The sequence below is a fragment of the Rhizobium sp. YAF28 genome (assembly GCF_052113285.1).
Classification (GTDB): Bacteria; Pseudomonadota; Alphaproteobacteria; order Rhizobiales; family Rhizobiaceae; genus Rhizobium.
Genome location: NZ_JBFRCX010000002.1, coordinates 499793 through 518081, shown reverse-complemented (window position 1 = coordinate 518081; position 18289 = coordinate 499793). Strand labels below are relative to the sequence as shown.

At 60.6% G+C, this 18289-nt stretch carries 15 protein-coding genes; 10 read left to right on the top strand and 5 right to left on the bottom strand.

From position 1 onward, the window contains the following. Positions 1 to 177: 177 nt before the first annotated feature. From AB4Z13_RS06875 to AB4Z13_RS06860, 4 genes are read left to right on the top strand one after another with little or no spacing between them, the layout of a single operon-like run. Positions 178 to 954, top strand: coding sequence for an arginyltransferase (locus AB4Z13_RS06875; RefSeq protein WP_113324283.1), 777 nt, complete (start codon positions 178 to 180; stop codon positions 952 to 954). After that, complete coding sequence (locus AB4Z13_RS06870; RefSeq protein WP_439014558.1) at positions 954 to 1832, top strand: DMT family transporter; 879 nt, start codon at positions 954 to 956, stop codon at positions 1830 to 1832. Before AB4Z13_RS06875 ends, AB4Z13_RS06870 begins: the two co-directional genes overlap by 1 nt. A gap of 57 nt (positions 1833 to 1889) precedes the next feature. Beyond that, positions 1890 to 2111: an AbrB/MazE/SpoVT family DNA-binding domain-containing protein gene (locus AB4Z13_RS06865; protein WP_183822254.1), complete on the top strand. Its 222-nt coding sequence runs from the start codon at positions 1890 to 1892 to the stop codon at positions 2109 to 2111. Then, positions 2108 to 2500, top strand: a complete 393-nt coding sequence (locus AB4Z13_RS06860; RefSeq protein ID WP_439014557.1) for a type II toxin-antitoxin system death-on-curing family toxin — start codon at positions 2108 to 2110, stop codon at positions 2498 to 2500. Before AB4Z13_RS06865 ends, AB4Z13_RS06860 begins: the two co-directional genes overlap by 4 nt. On the opposite strand, the gene AB4Z13_RS06855 is transcribed toward AB4Z13_RS06860, so the two are convergent. After that, complete coding sequence (locus AB4Z13_RS06855; protein WP_310382896.1) at positions 2490 to 2987, bottom strand: SRPBCC family protein; 498 nt, start codon at positions 2985 to 2987, stop codon at positions 2490 to 2492. The genes AB4Z13_RS06860 and AB4Z13_RS06855 overlap by 11 nt on opposite strands. A 194-nt stretch (positions 2988 to 3181) precedes the next feature. Beyond that, positions 3182 to 5437, bottom strand: coding sequence for a DNA topoisomerase IV subunit A (gene parC, locus AB4Z13_RS06850; RefSeq protein ID WP_439014556.1), 2256 nt, complete (start codon positions 5435 to 5437; stop codon positions 3182 to 3184). A gap of 229 nt (positions 5438 to 5666) precedes the next feature. On the opposite strand from parC, the gene AB4Z13_RS06845 reads away from it, so the two are divergent. Further along, positions 5667 to 6857, top strand: a complete 1191-nt coding sequence (locus AB4Z13_RS06845; RefSeq protein WP_113324289.1) for a hypothetical protein — start codon at positions 5667 to 5669, stop codon at positions 6855 to 6857. Positions 6858 to 6928: 71 nt separating this feature from the next. Here the strand turns inward: AB4Z13_RS06845 and aspS are convergent, their stop codons facing one another. After that, positions 6929 to 8719, bottom strand: a complete 1791-nt coding sequence (gene aspS / locus AB4Z13_RS06840) for an aspartate--tRNA ligase (protein WP_037096518.1) — start codon at positions 8717 to 8719, stop codon at positions 6929 to 6931. Positions 8720 to 8970: 251 nt separating this feature from the next. Here aspS and AB4Z13_RS06835 point away from each other — a divergent pair, with 251 nt between their 5' ends. The 5 genes from AB4Z13_RS06835 to AB4Z13_RS06815 all read left to right on the top strand — a co-directional run bounded on the left by AB4Z13_RS06835 (position 8971) and on the right by AB4Z13_RS06815 (position 14403). Beyond that, positions 8971 to 10362, top strand: coding sequence for a multicopper oxidase family protein (locus AB4Z13_RS06835; protein ID WP_439014555.1), 1392 nt, complete (start codon positions 8971 to 8973; stop codon positions 10360 to 10362). Between the two features lie 68 nt (positions 10363 to 10430). Next, the gene (locus AB4Z13_RS06830) at positions 10431 to 10556 is read left to right on the top strand and encodes a hypothetical protein (protein ID WP_439014554.1); all 126 of its coding nucleotides are present in this window, start codon (positions 10431 to 10433) and stop codon (positions 10554 to 10556) included. Between the two features lie 97 nt (positions 10557 to 10653). Further along, positions 10654 to 11805 carry a ribonuclease D gene (gene rnd / locus AB4Z13_RS06825; RefSeq protein ID WP_439014553.1) on the top strand — a complete coding sequence of 384 codons (1152 nt, stop codon included), beginning with the start codon at positions 10654 to 10656 and terminating at the stop codon, positions 11803 to 11805. Positions 11806 to 11877: 72 nt separating this feature from the next. Next, complete coding sequence (locus AB4Z13_RS06820) at positions 11878 to 12939, top strand: adenylate/guanylate cyclase domain-containing protein (RefSeq protein WP_113324294.1); 1062 nt, start codon at positions 11878 to 11880, stop codon at positions 12937 to 12939. A 108-nt stretch (positions 12940 to 13047) separates the two neighbouring features. After that, complete coding sequence (locus tag AB4Z13_RS06815; RefSeq protein ID WP_439014552.1) at positions 13048 to 14403, top strand: esterase-like activity of phytase family protein; 1356 nt, start codon at positions 13048 to 13050, stop codon at positions 14401 to 14403. Positions 14404 to 14492: 89 nt separating this feature from the next. On the opposite strand, the gene ppx is transcribed toward AB4Z13_RS06815, so the two are convergent. Next, a complete protein-coding gene (gene ppx / locus AB4Z13_RS06810; protein WP_439014551.1) occupies positions 14493 to 16013 on the bottom strand; it encodes an exopolyphosphatase in 1521 nt (506 codons plus the stop codon). A gap of 10 nt (positions 16014 to 16023) precedes the next feature. Continuing rightward, positions 16024 to 18228 carry an RNA degradosome polyphosphate kinase gene (locus AB4Z13_RS06805; protein ID WP_113324297.1) on the bottom strand — a complete coding sequence of 735 codons (2205 nt, stop codon included), beginning with the start codon at positions 18226 to 18228 and terminating at the stop codon, positions 16024 to 16026. Positions 18229 to 18289 lie beyond the last annotated feature (61 nt).

Sequence of the window (18289 nt, the reverse complement as noted above, 5' to 3'; positions counted from 1 at the left end):
CCGGCGGGGGACGAAATAAAGTCTCCGGCCGCCCTTTGCCGGCCACAAAAGGGCGCCATATCCAAGAAATCGAATATTCGATTGCGCGGCACTGAATGCCGCGCTGTTGACGTTTTTTATTCTTGCGTCATGCTGTCTGGAAATGACAGGCGCCCCGAAAGGAAATCTCCGCAAGAGATGAATACGCAGACCACGCCATCCCCTCAGTTTTATCTGACGGCTCCGGCTACCTGTCCGTATCTGCCGCATGAGATGGAGCGTAAGGTCTTCACCCATCTCGTCGGCCCCCGAGCGGCGGAGATGAACGATATACTGACCCAGGGTGGCTTCCGCCGTTCGCAGAACATCGCCTACCGCCCCGCCTGCGAGGCCTGTCGCGCCTGTGTGTCCGTGCGCATCCTGGCGCAGGAGTTCGAACCCACCAAATCGATGAAGCGGGTGCTGGCGAGCAATTCCGATATCATCGCCACGGAATTTCCGGCCCAGCCGTCGAGCGAGCAATATTCCCTCTTCCGCCGTTACCTCGACTATCGCCACCAGCAGGGCGGCATGTCCGATATGACCGTGCTCGATTATGCGATCATGGTGGAAGACACGCATGTGAACACCAAGATCATCGAATACCGCCGGCGCGAGGAAGGCTCCGGGCTGGAAACGCGGCCGAAGGGCGAGTTGCTCGCCGCCGCACTGACCGACACGATGAGCGACGGGCTCTCCATGGTCTATTCCTACTTCAATCCCGATCTCGACCGGCGCTCGCTCGGCACCTTCATGATCCTCGATCATGTGCGCCGCACGAGAGCGCTCGGCCTGCCGCATGTCTATCTCGGCTACTGGGTTCAAGGATCGCGGAAGATGGACTACAAGACACGCTTCCAGCCGCAGGAACATCTGACGCCGCGCGGCTGGGAACGCTTCGATCCCTCTTCCCTCCAGGACGATCCGCAGGACTGATGCCCCTTTCCCACCTTTCCGATCATGGGAAGGGCCTGCTGCTGACGGCAGTCGGCGGGCTGGCGCTTTCCATGGACATTCCGCTCGTTCGCCTCGCCGATGGCGAGATCTGGTCGATCCTCACCGCGCGGAGCGTGGCGACGGTTCTTGCCACGTTCGTCATCCTGATTGCGATGCGCCTTTTCTCCGGCAGATGGCCGCTGCTCGTTCCGGGTCGTCCCGGTCTACTGGCCGGGTTCCTATACGGCCTCTCTTCCGTGACTTTCGTATTGGCAGTCTTCAACACGGCCACCGCCAATGTTGTCTTCATCGTCGCCTTCAACCCGATGTTCGGGGCGTTGCTGTCCTGGCTGTTTCTCAAGGAGAAGCCGCAACCGGTAACTTTGATCACCATGCTGTTCATGATTTTCGGCGTCGGGCTGATCGTGCGCGAGGGACTTTCGAGCGGCCATGTCTTCGGCGACGCGATGGCACTTTTGAGCGCGCTGGTGCTTGCCGCCGCCATCACTGTCGGGCGGGCCTCGCGCCGGGAGATGGGTTTCGTTCCGCTGCTTGCCGCACTCTTGCCAGCTGCACTCGGCCTGGCGCAGATCCTACCTTCGGGACTCTCAATCACGCATCCCGGCTGGATCGTCTTCAACGGCGCCATCATGATGCCGGTCGCCTTCTGGTGCCTGGCGACGGGACCGCGTTTCCTCTCGGCGCCCGAAGTCGGCATGTTCTACCTGCTGGAAACGGTACTCGCGCCGATCTGGGTCTGGCTAATCTTCGCTGAGACACCCGCCACGATGACGCTCGTCGGTGGTGCGATACTCGTTGCGGCGATTGCTGCCCATTCCGTCTGGATGGCGAAAGGCAAGAGCGTTCAGGCCGCTTGATCGGCGAGTGATTATGACCTATTTTCTGTTATAACCTTGTTGCCACAGGAAGCATTTATGAACGTCACCATCCGCAAAATCGGCAATTCGGAAGGGGTCATCATTCCGAAGGAAGTGCTTCAACGTCTTGGGCTCAGCAGTGGCGATAGCCTTGAGCTGCGCGAAACCGACGGCACAATCCATCTGGTTCCGGAATCCGCAGATCTCGCAGAACAGATGCGGGCTGCACGCATCGGCATGGAAAAATATAGGGTTGCCCTTCGCGAACTCGCGAAATGAGCCGTTTGAAGTGGCTCAGCCGTGAGGCGATTGAAAAAATGCATGAAGAGCAGATCGCCGAACATGGCGGTCTGCCAAGGCTTCGCTCTGTCGATGCATTGGAAATGGGCTTGGCACGACCGATTAACAAAGCGGCTTATGGCGAGCCGGATATTTTCGTGTTGGCAGCAGCCTATCTGCATGGGATCGTTCGAAACCATCCCTTTGCGGACGGCAACAAGCGCACCGGCTACCTCGCAGCTTTCACATTTCTCTATATCAACGGCTACCTTATCGACGCTGACAACGCGCAAATCATCACATTCGTGCTGGATGTCGCGGCAGGCGAAATCGACGAGGACGGCGCGACGCGCTTCCTACGCGATCACACGATCCCGCTTAAGCCATAGCGCCGGCGGACTGGCCTGCTTCGGGATTCGATCGTTTCGAACCAGCGGAAAGCTCCAGTTCCCGATCCAGCCCTTCGACGATATGCGTCCAGCCCTGGCGGGTCTTTTCCTCGTATTCCGCCCATTCCGCGCACATTTCATGCGTGACGGTGAGGCGGCTGCCGCTGCCGAGCGGTTCGATATCAATTTCGACGCGATCGCAATTGTGGTCGTGCTCCTCGACCGAAAAGCAGAAGACGATGTGTCTGGGGCGCTTCAACTCCAGGAATACGCCGTGATGAAAGGCGTCACCGGTCGGGCGGCGGTCGACGATGATGAAGCGGCCGCCGACGCGCGGATCGATATCGGCGCGGATGACGTGGCCGTCGTCGGTCGCGAATAAAAAGCGGCGGGCGATTTCGGGATTGAGCCAGGCATCATAAATCGTGGCGGGCGGCGCCCTGTAGCTGTGGGCGATATGCAGTTTGATGGTATTGGCGGCGGGCATCGGCGTTCCTCCGTTGGTGGGCCTCCGTTGTTGGGGCCTCCATTGTTCGCGCGCGCTCCCAAGCGCACGGCTTATGGCCATCCCGCCCGCCCGCGGAACGACACTGCCCTTTTTGTTGGCCCTTCTTTTGGGTGACAGGACAGAGATAGAGGAATTGCTCCGCCCGCCAAGGGCGGAGCCTCAAAATTCCGGGATCAGCCGGCGAATTTACCGCTGCGCGGGAAGCCCTTCGGCACGGTGCGGCCGGCGGTGGCGCGGTCGGCCAGCCATTCGGCAAGCTCGTCCTTGTTCTTCGTGAAGGTGCGGCCGGCGCTGTCTTCCCAGCTCAGGCCATCGGTAATGGCAAAGCAGCGAACGTCGGAAATGCCGCCATCCTTGTAGCGCTGCAGGCGTACGCCCTTGCCACGCGTCATTTCCGGCACTTGGCTCAGCGGGAAGACCAGCATCTTGCGGTTCTCGCCGACGACGGCGACATGATCGCCGGTCACGGGTACGAGAAGCTTTGTCTCGTGCGGCATGGAGACGTTCATGATCTGCTTGCCCTTGCGGGTATTGGCGACCATTTCCGTTTCCGGAACCACGAAAGCATTTCCTTCCGTGGAGACGATCAGCATCTTGCGCGCCGCATCGTGGACGAAAGCGGTCAGCACGTCCTGATCATTTTCCATGTCGATCATGATGCGCAGCGGTTCGCCGTGGCCGCGGCCGCCGGGCAGCTTGTCGCCGCCAAGCGTGAAGACCTTGCCACCGGTCGTGACGATCAGGATCTTGTCCGTCGTCTGCGCAGGGAAGGCCACCTTCAGGCCGTCGCCTTCCTTGAAGGTCAGCGCCGAAGTATCGGAGATGTGGCCCTTCAGAGCGCGGATCCAGCCCTTATCCGAGACGACGACGGTGATCGGTTCCTTCTCGATCATCGCGTGCTGGATGGCTTCCTCGTCGGCGTCAGGAGCTTCGGCAAATTGCGTGCGGCGACGGCCGACCTCGGTGGCCTTGGCGAATTTCTTCTTCACCTCGCCGATTTCCCAGGCAACCGTCTGCCACTGCTTGTCGTCGGACGCGAGCAGCGCTTCGATCTCGCCCTTTTCTTTGGTGAGCTCGTCGTGTTCCTTGCGGATCTCGAATTCTTCGAGCTTGCGCAGAGCGCGCAGCCGCATGTTGAGGATCGCCTCGACCTGATTGTCCGTCAGGTCCCAGCGCGCCATCATGACGGGCTTCGGCTCATCCTCCTCGCGGATGATGCGGATCACCTCATCGATGTTGAGATAGGCAATCAGCAAGCCGCCGAGGATTTCGAGGCGCCTGTCGATGGCGGCAAGACGGAAGCGCGAGCGGCGCTGAAGAACGTCGCGACGGTGCGCCAGCCACTCCTTCAGCACTTCGTTCAGCGCCATGACGCGCGGGATCACGCCCATCGACAGGACGTTCATGTTCAGCGGGAAGCGGCTTTCCAGTTCCGTCAGCTTGAACATGGATTCCATGAGGATGGTCGGATCGACCGTGCGGCTCTTCGGCACTAGGACGACGCGGATATCCTCGGCCGATTCGTCCCTGATGTCTTCCAGCAGCGGCAGCTTGCGGGCGATCAGGAGCTCGGCGATCTTTTCGATCAGCCGCGATTTCTGCACCTGGAAGGGAATTTCGGTGATGATGATCTGGTAGCCGCCGCGGCCGAGATCCTCCGTTTCCCACTTTGCACGCACGCGAAAACCGCCGCGGCCGGTGCGGTAGCTCTCGATGATGCTCTCTTTATTATCGATGATGATGCCGCCCGTCGGAAAATCCGGGCCGGGAATGAATTCGACGAGCTTCTCGATGGTGGCATCGGGATGTTTGATCAGATGCAGCGCGGCGTCGCAGACCTCGTGTACATTGTGCGAGGGAATGGACGTCGCCATGCCGACTGCGATGCCCGAAGAACCGTTCGCCAGGAGGTTCGGGAAGGCGCCGGGAAGAACGATCGGCTCGGAATTGGATTCGTCGTAGGTGTCGCGGAAATCGACGGCATCCTGATCGATGCCTTCGAGCAGCAGCTCGGAGACCGCGGTCATCTTCGATTCGGTGTATCGCATGGCGGCAGGACTGTCGCCGTCGATATTGCCGAAGTTGCCCTGCCCGTTCACCAGCGTGTAACGCTGCGAAAAGTCCTGCGCCAGACGCGCCAGCGCGTCATAGATCGACTGGTCGCCGTGCGGGTGATAGTTACCCATCACTTCGCCGACGATCTTTGCACATTTCCTGAAAGCCGCAGTCGGCCGCAGGCCCATGTCGTGCATCGCATAGACGATGCGGCGATGAACCGGCTTCAGGCCGTCACGCACATCCGGCAGTGCGCGGTGCATGATGGTCGACAGCGCATAGCGAAGGTAGCGCTCTTCGAGCGCCGCCTTCAGGTCGACCGGTTGAATATTGTCGCCGTCTCCGCCAGAAGGCGGTAAAATCTCTTGTCCCATAGAACCCTGACTAACTCAGAAGTACCTGTGGGGCAAGGAATCCAGGCATTCCGGCTGTGGATGACGTCTTCCAGCTGACATGAAAGACGGGAAAAGTATCGCCCGAATTTGGACTTTGTTTGCCGAGCCCTTCAACAGAAATTTAGGGGTCTGCAAAATATAAAGCCGGACCGTTCCGCAGTCGTTTCATTGCAATATTCAACGGCACACACCACCAGGGGACTTTCTCATGACCTTTTACCGCACAACGCAGCTGATGCTGTCGAGCGCAGCCCTTCTTTCGTTCGCCGGTTCTGCGTTCGCGCTGGACGGCCAGGACCTCCTGAAGAAGATCAATGCCGCCTACAGCCAGCAGGGCGGGATGATCGTTGCCTCGGATGGCATCGATATCGACGGCACGACCGTCACCCTCAAGAACCTCAGCATCAAGCCGGCTGGCGGCGAACCGGTCTCCATCGGCGAGGTCACCCTCTCCGGCGTGGAAGAGCAGGATGATGGCAGCTACTATATCGAAGGGGCCGCTTTCCCCGACATCAACTCGTCCAAGGACGGCGTGACCGTGAGCGCCCAGGAGCTGACGCTCGGCGGCATCTCCGTTCCCGCCCAACCCGGCGACACTATTGACTCCATGTTCTTCGCCGAGAGCGCCCATACCGGTGCGATCAAGGTCGTCAAGGATGGTACGGAGGTGTTCTCGGTGCTCCAAAGCGACATGAACGCAACGTTGCGCGAAGATGAATCCGGCTTCGATTTTGACGGCGCGTTCAAGAGCATGAAGGCCGATCTCAGCCAGGCCGGAGACACTCCGGACAGCAAGGAAGCGATCGAGAAGCTGGCGCTTCAGCACCTCCAGGGTGACATCACCATGAAGGGCGCCTGGGATATCGAGCCCGGCACGATCGATCTCTCCGAGATTTCCTTCGACGTCACCAATGTCGGCAAGCTGAACTTCGGCCTCAAGATCTCCGGCTACACGATCGCCTTCATGAAGTCGATGCAGGACGCGATCAAGCAGTCGGAAGCCAATCCGAACAAGGAAGAAGCACAGCAGGCGCTCGGTCTCGCCATGCTCGGCCTTGCCCAGCAGCTGACATTCGATTCCGCCCAGATTCGCTTCGAGGATGCCTCGATTACCAAGCGCGCGCTGGATTATGCCGGTTCGAAGCAGAATGTTTCGGGCCAGCAGATGGCAGATTCGCTGAAGGCCATGACGCCGATCATGCTGGCACAGCTCAATATTCCGGAACTGCAGAATGCGATTTCGGCTGCCGTCAGCACCTTCCTCGACAATCCGAAGAGCCTGACCGTCAAGGCCACGCCGGACAAGCCGGTCGCCTTCCCGATGATTGTCGGCGCTGCCATGGGTGCACCCAACACGGTGCCGCAGATGCTCGGCGTGAAGGTTTCGGCGAACGATTGAGCCTGTTCTGGATCCAACAAAAAAGCCCGGCGATGATCTCGCCGGGCTTTTTTTGTTGAAGAGCTTGCGCCTCAATCCTTCTTCTGCGGCGGAATCGGGCGGATCGCCAGTTCGCGCAGCTGGGTGGGTGTTGCCGGGGTCGGCGCGCCCATCAAGAGGTCCTGAGCCTGCTGGTTCATCGGGAAGAGCGAAATCTCGCGCAGATTCTTGGCGCCGACGAGCAGCATGACGATGCGGTCGATACCGAAGGCAGCGCCACCGTGCGGAGGCGCGCCATACTGGAAGGCACGATAGAGGCCGCCGAAACGATCCTCGACGTCCTGCTGGCTCAAGCCCACCTTTTCGAAGGCGGCTACCATGGTTTCCGGCGACTGGTTACGGATCGAGCCCGAGGCGATTTCGAAGCCGTTGCAGACGGCATCGTATTGGAACGCCTTGATCGTCAACGGATCCTGGTTGGTCAGCGCATCGAGGCCGCCCTGCGGCATCGAGAACGGGTTGTGCGCGAAGTCGACCTTCTTTTCTTCTTCGTTCCATTCGAAGAACGGGAAGTCGACGATCCAGCAGAGTTCGAAACGGTCGCGATCGACAAGGTTCAGTTCCTCACCCGCCTTGGTACGGGCTTCACCGGCGAACTTGTAGAACTTGGCGGGATCGCCGGCAACGAAGAAGCAGGCGTCGCCGTCACCAAGGCCGAGCTGCGTGCGGATCGCGTCGGTGCGCTCCTCGCCAATGTTCTTGGCAAGCGGACCTGCACCCTCGAGCTTTTCGCCTTCCTTGCGCCAGAAGATGTAGCCGAGGCCTGGCTGGCCGGTTGACTGCGCCCAAGCGTTCATGCGGTCGCAGAAGGCTCTGGAGCCGCCGGTCTTGGCCGGGATCGCCCAGACCTGAACCTTCGGATTGGAGGCGATCATGTTGGCGAAGACCTTGAAGCCGGAGCCGGCGAAATGGTCGGTCACGGCTTCCATGACGATCGGGTTGCGCAGGTCCGGCTTGTCGGAGCCATACTTGCGGATTGCTTCGTCATAGGGGATGCGCGGCCATTCCTTGGTGACCGGCTTGCCTTCGGCAAACTCTTCGAAAATGCCGCTCATCAGTGGACCCATCGTGTTCCAGACGTCTTCCTGGGTCACGAAGCTCATTTCGAGGTCGAGCTGGTAGAATTCGCCCGGCAGGCGGTCGGCGCGCGGATCTTCATCCCGGAAGCAGGGCGCGATCTGGAAGTAGCGGTCGAAGCCGGCAACCATCAGCAGCTGCTTGTACTGCTGCGGAGCCTGCGGCAGGGCGTAGAAGGTGCCGGGATGAATGCGGCTCGGCACGAGGAAGTCACGCGCGCCTTCCGGCGAGGAAGCCGTCAGGATCGGCGTCGTATATTCGGTGAAGCCGACATTGCCCATTTCGCGGCGCATGGCGGAGATCACCTGCGTGCGCTTGACAATGTTCTTGTGCAGCGTTTCGCGGCGCAGGTCGAGGAAGCGGTACTTCAGGCGAACGTCTTCCGGATAGTCCGGCTCGCCGAAGACCGGCAGCGGCAGTTCCTTGGCGGCAGAGAGAACTTCGATCTCCTGCGCATAGAGTTCGATCTCGCCGGTCGGCATGTTCTTGTTGACGGTGTCTTCCGTGCGGGCTTTGACGAGACCGTCGACACGGATGACCCATTCGCCGCGAACGGTCTCTGCCTGCTTGAAGGCGGGCGAATCCGGATCGGCAACGATCTGCGTCGTGCCGTAATGGTCGCGAAGGTCGATGAACAGCACGCCGCCGTGATCTCGGACACGATGGACCCAGCCGGAAATACGGACGGTCGAGCCGACGTCCGACTTGCGAAGAGCGGCGCATGTGTGGCTGCGGTAGCGGTGCATGATCTCAAATCCTGGCATTTGGCTTAAGACGGCGGCATGGCCGAAGACCTGCAACGCCGACAAGAAAATCGGGCGGAAAAGCGCATGGACGCTCTGATTTGTCAAGGCTTGGCGCAGCCTACGGGCCGTTTGCCCCCTCGTTTCCGAAGGAGTTGGGGCGCGCTCGCTGCGGCAGTTTGGCCGAAGGCGGCATATTGCTGAAGACGACGGTCAACTTTAAAAGGAGGCATCATTCAAGATGGAACCTACCGATGCCCCTCCTCACACGCCGCAACCTGCTCAAGGCTTCCGCCGTCGCCGGCGCCTATGGCGCGGGCATGGCGATCGCAGGGCGGTTCGGGTTGGCGGAGGCCGCACCAGAGCCGCGCGTGCTGACGGCGCGCAAGACCGAGGCGCAAATCGTCGATGCCGCGCCGACCCGGGACATCATGACATGGGGCGATGACGGCCTGCCGCCGGTGCTGCGCATGCCGCGGGGAAAGCCCTATGCGGCGCGGCTCACCAACAGCCTCGATGAACCGACGACGATCCACTGGCATGGGCTGCGCATCGACAACAAGATGGACGGCGTGCCCTTCATGACGCAGCCCTATGTCTATACGGGCGACAATTTCGACTATCTCTTCACGCCGCCGGACGCCGGCACCTTCTGGTATCATCCGCATTGCAACACGCTGACCCAGATGGGCCACGGCATGACGGGCGTGGTTGTCATAGAAGATCCGTCCGATCCCGCCTTCGACGCTGAGGTCGTGCTCAACCTGCGCGACTGGCGGCTTGGCGGCGACGGTCAGTTCATTGCTCCCTTCCGCCCGCGCGATGCCGCCAAGGCCGGCACATATGGCACGGTGCGCACCGCGAACTGGCAGCAGGAGCCGAAATATGATGCACCGGCCGGCGGGCTGATCCGCCTGCGCATCGCTGTCACCGATGTGACCCGCATCTTCCAGATGAAGATGGAAGGCGCCGATGCGACTGTGATCGCCATCGACGGCAATCCGGTGCCTAAACGCTTCCCGCTGGATCTCGTGCAGATCGGACCGGGACAGAGGCTCGACCTCGCGGTTCGAATGCCTGATAGCGAGGGCGCAGTCGCGACGCTGGAAGACATTCGTGGCACGACGCCGAAGGTGATCGCGAGCTTGCGCGCCACCGGGCAGTCACTGAAGCGCAATATCGGCGATCTCGGCGCGCTCGCAGAAAACCCGGTGCCGAAGGCTGATCTCTCTTCGGCAGAAACAATCCCGCTCGTGCTTTCCGCCACAGCGGAGAATGCGGCTGTCGACAGCATCTGCGGCACGCTCGGCTACAGCTTCTGGGCTATCAACAAGGTGCCGTGGCCGGGCGATACGCCCGATCCGACCGCACCGCTCGCTGAACTGAAACTCGGCAAGAGCTACGTCTTCAATCTGGAGAACGTCACGCCGCATGCGCACCCGATCCATCTGCACGGCATGAGCTTCACCGTCATCTCGTCATCAACACGCGAGGTGATGCCGCTCGTTTCCGACACCTATCTCATCCAGCCGGACGAGAAGGTGCAGCTCGCCTTTGTCGCCGACAATCCCGGCGACTGGATGCTGCATTGCCATATCATCGAGCACCAGAAGACGGGCATGACGAGCTATCTTCGCGTGGTTTGATTTCGCGTGGTTTGATATTGCTTGGCTTTCGATTGTCGTGCGGTGATACAGCGTAACGGACTGCCCTTATGAGCGGCATTGGAATCTTCGCCTTTATTATCCTGCCGGCGATGGTCGCCATCGATGGATGGGTTGCCGTGCTTGCAAACGAATGCAGCACTCGCAGAAAGCACCGGCTGCACCCCGGCGAATAAGGCTTCACGAAGGCGAAGGCCCCGCTCACCGTATTGACATATCTCTTCGAAAGGGGAAGGAAGGTTTAACTGACCTCTTCCTTGCGAATGAATTGATATGATCGAAACCACCGCCGATCTGGCGGCCGCCTGCAAAGAGCTGGCCAAGTCCGATTTCATTACTATCGATACTGAATTCCTGCGTGAGACAACCTTCTGGCCGGAACTGTGCCTGATCCAGATGGCGAGCCCGACGGTGGAAGTGCTGGTCGATCCGCTGGCAAAAAACATCGATCTAGCGCCCTTCTTCGAACTGATGGCCAATCCCGATGTACTGAAGGTGTTTCATGCCGCGCGGCAGGATATCGAAATCATCTTCAATCGCGGCAACCTGATCCCTCACCCGATCTTCGATACGCAGGTCGCCGCGATGGTCTGCGGTTTCGGCGACAGCGTTTCCTACGACCAGCTCATCAGCCGCACCAAGAACGTCCATATCGACAAGTCTTCGCGCTTCACGGACTGGAGCCGCCGGCCGCTTTCCGACAAGCAGCTCGAATATGCGCTGGCCGACGTTACCCATCTGCGCGACGCCTATCTCTACCTCAAGGCGGAACTGGAGCGCGAAGGCCGTGCCTCCTGGCTGCGCGAGGAAATGGACATCCTGGAATCGCGTGAGACTTACGATATCCATCCTGAGGATGCCTGGCAGCGGCTGAAGCTGCGCCTGCGCAAGCCGCAGGAGCTGGCGATCCTGAAATATGTCGCCGCCTGGCGGGAACGCGAAGCACGGTCGCGCAATGTGCCGCGCTCGCGCGTGCTAAAGGACGACGCGATCTATGAGATCGCCCAGCAGCAGCCGAAGGACGCAGAGGCTCTCGGCCGCCTGCGCACGATTCCGAAGGGCTGGGAGCGCTCGGCCACGGGTGCTGCGGTGCTCGAGGCGGTCAACACTGCGCTGGCGCTGCCACGTTCCGAAATGCCGCATGTGCCGCGCCAGGCACAGCCGCCGGAAGGTGCGGCAGCGGCCGTCGAGCTTCTCAAGGTGCTGCTCAAGCTGATTTCCGAAAAGCACGGCGTGGCGCCGAAGGTAATCGCCAATAGCGACGACCTGGACAGAATTGCAGCTGAGGGCGAAACGGCCGAGGTCGCGGCCATGCATGGCTGGCGGCGCGATCTTTTCGGCGAACCGGCGCTGCAGCTCATCCGCGGCGAAATTGCCCTGCGCTTTGCAGGCCGCAAGGTCGAGACCGTCGCTCTGCAGGAGTGAATCTGAAAACTCTTGACCACCGCCCCGCGCCGGAAACAATAGCCGAATGAAGTGCTTCGGCGAAAGGTCGGCATGAGAGAGATATCCCCGGCACAGAATTGGATCCTGATTGCGCTCGTCCTGGCGCTCAGCGGCGTGGTCTATGATCTGTACTTCTTTACCGGCCAGACGCCCGTCATCGGAGCGATCTTCGCGCTTTTCATCGGCATGCCCATCCTGGCCTTCGAGCGCAAGGTGTTTCTACGCCGCCTCTACCGGCGTATTCAGAGGTTGCCGACCCTTCTCTTCATCATCTCCGAGCTCGTGATCTACGAAATCCTGATGAGCATCGGCTTTGCGGCGGCCGGTTTCCTCCTCGCCGTGCTTGGGGCGCTGAAGCCGCCGAAGATGATCGACGTGCTGATTATGCCGTTCGATGTTTTCCTCTACGCACTTGCCGTCTGCGCCACGCTGATCTTCCTGCTCAGGGTGCGCGAATTGCTGGGGCGCGAAGTCTTCATCAGCATGCTGATCAGCCGCTATCGCAGACCGGTAAAGGAAGAACGCGTCTTCCTGTTCATCGATCTCGCAGAGTCCACCGCCTTTGCGGAAAAGCATGGTGACCTACGCGCACAGCAGCTTCTGAGTTCGCTGTTTGCCGCCTTTGCGGAACCGGTGCGGCGTCACAAGGGCCTGATCAACGACTATGTCGGCGATGCGGCGATCATCACCTGGCCCTTAGCGCGCGGCGTCAAAGATGCGCGCTGCGTGCGCTGCCTTTTCGATATCCTCGCCGATATCGAAGCCAATGCCGCAAGCTGGAAGAAGAGTTATGGCCAGGTACCGAAACTGAGGGCCGCCCTTCATGGCGGCAGCGTCATTACGGCCGAAGTCGGAGTCGATCATCACAAGATCAGCTTCTTCGGCGATACGGTGAACACCACCTCGCGGCTGGAGTCGCTTTGCCGGACACTGAACCGGCCGGTGCTGATATCCGCCGAGCTTGCCCAGCGTATGACGCTGCCTGAGGAAATTATCGGCGAAAACCTCGGCAATCACGCCGTGCGCGGCCGCGGCCAGGGGCTCGATGTCGTCGCACTTTCCTCGCGCGCGGTGACCGTCCTCAATCAGCCAGCGACCCTCAGGCGCGGTTAGACGGGGCTTTATCCGGCCGTCACCAAAGCTTCACCCAATCGTCAATGTGCCGACATGAATGCCCTGCTAAGCGGATGGCGCTTTTGCACTCCTTTCTATGGGGACATCATGAAGAACGTTCTTTTCGCTTCCGTATCACTTTTCATGCTCGTCGCAGGCTCCGCCTCCGCCGACCAGCAGCTTTTCCCGGCGAAGCTTACCGGCCAGGCCATCCTGCCTGCCAACACGCTGACCCCGGCTCCGGCCGATGCGCCGGCTTTTCTCAAGACCTCCGGCAAATTCACCACCCCGGACCGCAAGCGCACCGAAAAGCTCGGCACGGTTGACGGCAAGGACGGCGCCCGCGTGACCGACGTCAAGCTGCCGCTCGACGGCCAGCCGATCCAGGGCTTCTCCGGCATCAAGACCATGCCCGACGGCACCTTCTGGACGCTCTCCGACAACGGTTTCGGCTCGAAGTTCACCTCGTCCGACTCCATGCTGTTCCTGCATCAGCTGAAGTTCGACTGGAACGCCAACAAGGTTGACGTCGTCAAGAACGTCTTCCTGTCCGACCCGAACAAGGTCGCTCCGTTCCCGATCGTCACGGAAGCCTCCGACACCCGTTATCTGACTGGCGCCGACTTCGACATCGAATCCGTACAGCCGGTTGCCGACGGCTTCTGGCTCGGCGACGAATTCGGCCCCTACCTCCTGAAGATCGACACCGAAGGCCGCCTGACCGACGTCATCCCGACGACGCTCGACGGCAAGCCGGTCCTGTCCCCGGACAACCCGCTGATCCAGCTGCCGGCCAACCCGGCTGCCAAGATGCCGGCCTTCAACCTGAAGCGCTCCGGCGGCTTCGAGGGCCTGGCCATGTCGAAGGACGGCTCCAAGCTCTACGGCCTGCTCGAAGGCGCCATCTACAATGACGGCCAGATGGAAACGGTTGACGGCCACACCGCCATCCGCGTCATCGAATTCGACGTCGCTTCCAAGAAGTGGACCGGCCGCAGCTGGCTCTATCCGTTCGAAGATAAGGGTGCTTCGATCGGCGACTTCAACATGCTCGACGAGTCCACCGCTCTCGTCATCGAGCGCGACAACGGCGCCGGCACGAAGGACAAGGCTTGCGCCGATCCCAAGCAGCCGAAGCCCGATTGCTTCGAAGCGCCGGCCGAGCTGAAGCGCGTCTACAAGATCGAGTTCAACGATGCCAACGCCGGCAAGGCCGTTCGCAAGATCGGCTATATCGACCTCCTGAACATCCAGGATCCCGACAACAAGAAGAAGGCCGGCGATATCCCTGGCGTCTACAACATGCCCTTCGTGACGATCGAAAACGTCGACCGCGTCGACGCTACGCACATCATCATCGGCAACGACAACAACCTACCGTTCTCGGCCGGCCGTGCCGTCAACAAGGCTGACAACAACGAGTTCAGCATTCTCGAGGTTGGCGAGTTCCTGAACGCGAAGTAATTCGGGTTTGGTGTGAGATTGAGGGGGCGGTGCGAGAGCGCCGCCCTTTTTGTTTGCCAACTGTGTCGGCTGTCTTCGCTGGAGAAGGTCTATTCGAACCGGAACGCCAGCCGCTTGTTAGTCAGCCGCGACAATTGCTGCAGGCGGCCATCCAGCCGCTCGCCGGCGAAGTCGTGATATTCGTGCGGCACCACGAATTCGAGATCGAGATCAGGTGACGAAGCCTTGCGGAAGGTCAGGTTGCGCACGATGCCCGGCATGGAAGCCGAGAACAGGTAGACGACGCGCAGTATGCCGCCCAGGAGTTTGGCGCGATCGACGAATTGCGGACCGGCGATCGAAGAGAGCGGCGCGGTAGAGCCGTCGTCGTGCAGGCCTTCGAAGCGGTAGTAGTTGGTCAGCGCGATAAAGGCGCGGCCGGGATGGCTGATGCCGACGAAGGAGGAGTGGGCAATGACGTTCAGCGCCTGGGCGCCGCGATAGTCGGGATGGGCGCGCCAGCTAATATCGGCCAGCAGGCAGGCTGCCTGACGGTAGCGGCTTTCCTCATCGGTTTCCTGAACGCCGAAGAACGGCATCATGCGGCCGGTCCAATCTGCCAGTTCGCGGGCATGTTCCGGCGAACGGGCACGCAGGATGGCAAGCTCACCGGCCGCGGCAAGCAACGGATCGGCGCGGCGTTCGGATTCGGACAGCAGCGAAAAGAGATAGCCTTCGCGCACACCCTGCGCAGAGAAGGAAATCACTGAAGGCTTCATGGCGTTCAGCACTTCCTTCATGGCGATGGCGCCGAAGGGCAGCAGCGAACGGCGGTGCTTGGAAACCGCCTGCAGAGCCGGCTCCTTGGAATCCTTGGCCGTGACGACCTGATCCAGGAACTGCGTCATACCTTCGAGAGAGACTTCATAGCCCTGCATCATATGCAGTGGATAACGGGTGATCTCCATGTGCAGCTTGGCAATGTTTCGCCAGGTGCCGCCGACGGCATAGAAGGTGCGCCCCTCCCCTCTGGAGAGAAGCTTGGCGGTCTTGACCTGCTTGCGGGCAAAAGCGCGCGCTTTGGCGAGCGACCCGCCGGCATATTCGGACAGGCGCAGACCGCCTAGCGGCAGGGTAATACCGCCACTGACATCCTTGCCCCTGATATCGATCAGCTCCAGAGAACCGCCGCCAAGATCGCCGGCAATGCCATCAGGATTGTAAAAGCCGCTGATGATACCGAGCGATGCGAAGCGCGCCTCTTCCTCACCTGAGAGTATGCGGACATGGCGCTGCAGGATCGTCTCGGCCTGATGGATGAAATCGGGACCGTTGCTTGCCTCACGCGCGGCGGCCGTCGCCAGCACATACATGGTGGCAGCGCGCGCCTGATCGGAGAGAGCCTTGAAACGATGAAGAGCCTGAAGCGCGCGTGCGACACTTTCTTCATCCATCTTGCCGGTCAGGGCTATGCCCTTGCCGAGGCCGCAGAGAACCTTTTCGTTGAAGAGGATGGTGGGCGAACGAGACAGGCCTTCGTAGACGACCAGACGGATGGAATTCGATCCGATATCGACAACGGAGACCGGGGCGATACCCGGAAGTCGCCCCTGGGCTTCAGATTCAACCATTAGGTCCAGTTTACTTGTTGTTTCGGCCTTCGAGCAGACCGGCGATCAGCTTCGGCGCACTCGATTTCAGAGCTTCACCGCGGCCGGACAGGCTGGGATTGGTCATGAAATATTGCTGCGCATTAAACGGTTCTTCGCCCTTACGCACTTCCATGCGCCGTGACGTACCGTCGGGCAATATCTCGTAGCTTTGTTGATTGTCAATCACGTTGCCGAGCATAATCTGTGACAAAACCTGCTCGTGGACGGTCGGATTCGTCAGCGGAACCAGGGTTTCGACGCGTCGATCGAGGTTTCTCGGCATCATGTCCGCCGAGCCGATATAGACGAGAGCCTTGTCGGACGGCAGGCCGTAACCATTGCCGAAGCAGAAGATGCGGCTGTGCTCGAGGAAGCGGCCGACGATCGATTTGACGCGGATCCTGTCGGAGAGGCCCGGCACCAGCGGACGCAGGCAGCAGATGCCGCGCACGACGAGATCGATCTCGACGCCGGCGCGGCTCGCCGTATAGAGCGCGTCGATGATGTCGGGGTCGACAAGCGAGTTCATCTTCATCCAGATCGCCGCCGGGCGGCCGCTGCGGGCATGCTCGATCTCTTCGTTGATGTGGCGAAGGATGCGCGAGCGCAGCGTGTAAGGCGAAACGGCAAGCTGCATCCCCTCTTCCGGCTCACCGTAACCGGTGATGAAGTTGAAGATGTTCGCCATGTCGTGGGCGATCACGGGATTGCAGGTGAAGAAGGAAAGGTCGGTGTAGATCTTCGCCGTGATCGGATGATAGTTGCCGGTGCCGAGGTGGCAGTAGGTGCGCAGCTTGCCTTCTTCACGGCGCACGACCAGCGACATCTTGGCGTGAGTCTTGAGCTCGATGAAGCCGAAGACGACCTGCACGCCGGCACGTTCCAGGTCTCGCGCCCAACGGATATTTGCCTCTTCGTCGAAGCGAGCCTTGAGCTCGACCAGCGCCGTCACCGACTTGCCGGCTTCGGCGGCGTCGACCAGAGCGCGCACGATAGGGCTGTCGTTGGAGGTGCGGTAGAGCGTCTGCTTTATCGCCAGAACATCAGGATCGTGCGCAGCCTGGAGAAGGAACTGGACCACCACATCGAAGGACTCGTAGGGATGGTGGACCACCATGTCCTTTTCTCTGATGGCGGCGAAGCAATCACCGGCGTGTTCACGGACACGTTCTGGAAATCGCGCATTGTAGGGCGGAAAACGCAGGTCGTCGCGCGGCGCCTTGGTGATTTCGGAGAGTGTGTTGAGCGCCAGCAGGCCGGGCAGAACGGCAACGCGGTTATCCGGAATGCTGAGCGCCTGCACCACGAACTGGCGCAGCGAAGCCGGCATTTCGGAATCCGTCTCGATGCGGATGACCTTGCCGCGGCGGCGGCGCTTCAGCGCGGTTTCGAAGAAGCGGACGAGATCTTCGGCTTCTTCCTCGACTTCGATATCGCTGTCTCTGATGACGCGGAACGTACCCGAACCCTGCACCTCATAACCCGGATAGAGCCGGTGGATGAAGATGTTGGCAACATCTTCCAGCGTGATGTAGCGGATCGTGTTGCGGTCATCAGGCAGGCGGACGAACCGATCGAGCGCCGGGGGCAGGCGCAGCAGCGCCGTCATTGGATCGCGGCCGCTGCGGCTGACGAGCTGCAGGCCGATCGAGAAGCCGAGGTTCGGAATGAACGGGAACGGATGGGCAGGATCGATGGACAGCGGCGTCAGGACCGGGAAGATCGATTGCTCGAACTCGTTTGCCAGCCACTGACGGTCGGCATCGCTGAGCGCACCTGGACGCACGATCAGGATGTCTTCCTTGGCGAGATACTGCTGCAGGACGGCGAGCGAGGCCTGCTGCTCCATCTGCAGATGATCGATCTCGCTCAGGATCGAATCGAGCTGTTCGGCGGGAGTGCGGCCATCAGGGCTCTTGACGACGATGCTCTGGCGCACCTGGCCTTCGAGGCCGGCGACGCGCACCATGAAGAATTCGTCGAGGTTGGCGGCCGAGATCGACAGGAAGCGCACGCGCTCCAAGAGCGGATGCTCGGTGTTCAGCGTCTCCTCAAGGACACGGCGGTTGAATTGCAGCCAGGAGAATTCGCGGTTGATAAAGCGCTCGGGGCTGGAGAGAAGCTGCTCCAGCGGCGGTTGGTCCGCGCTGTTGTCCGGAGTGGGTTCCTGATGTTCCTGGTATGCGCTGTCCATGGTCCACTCACCCTGCTTTCAATCGCTTTCGGCGAATATATCAGTTTCACGACGGAACTGT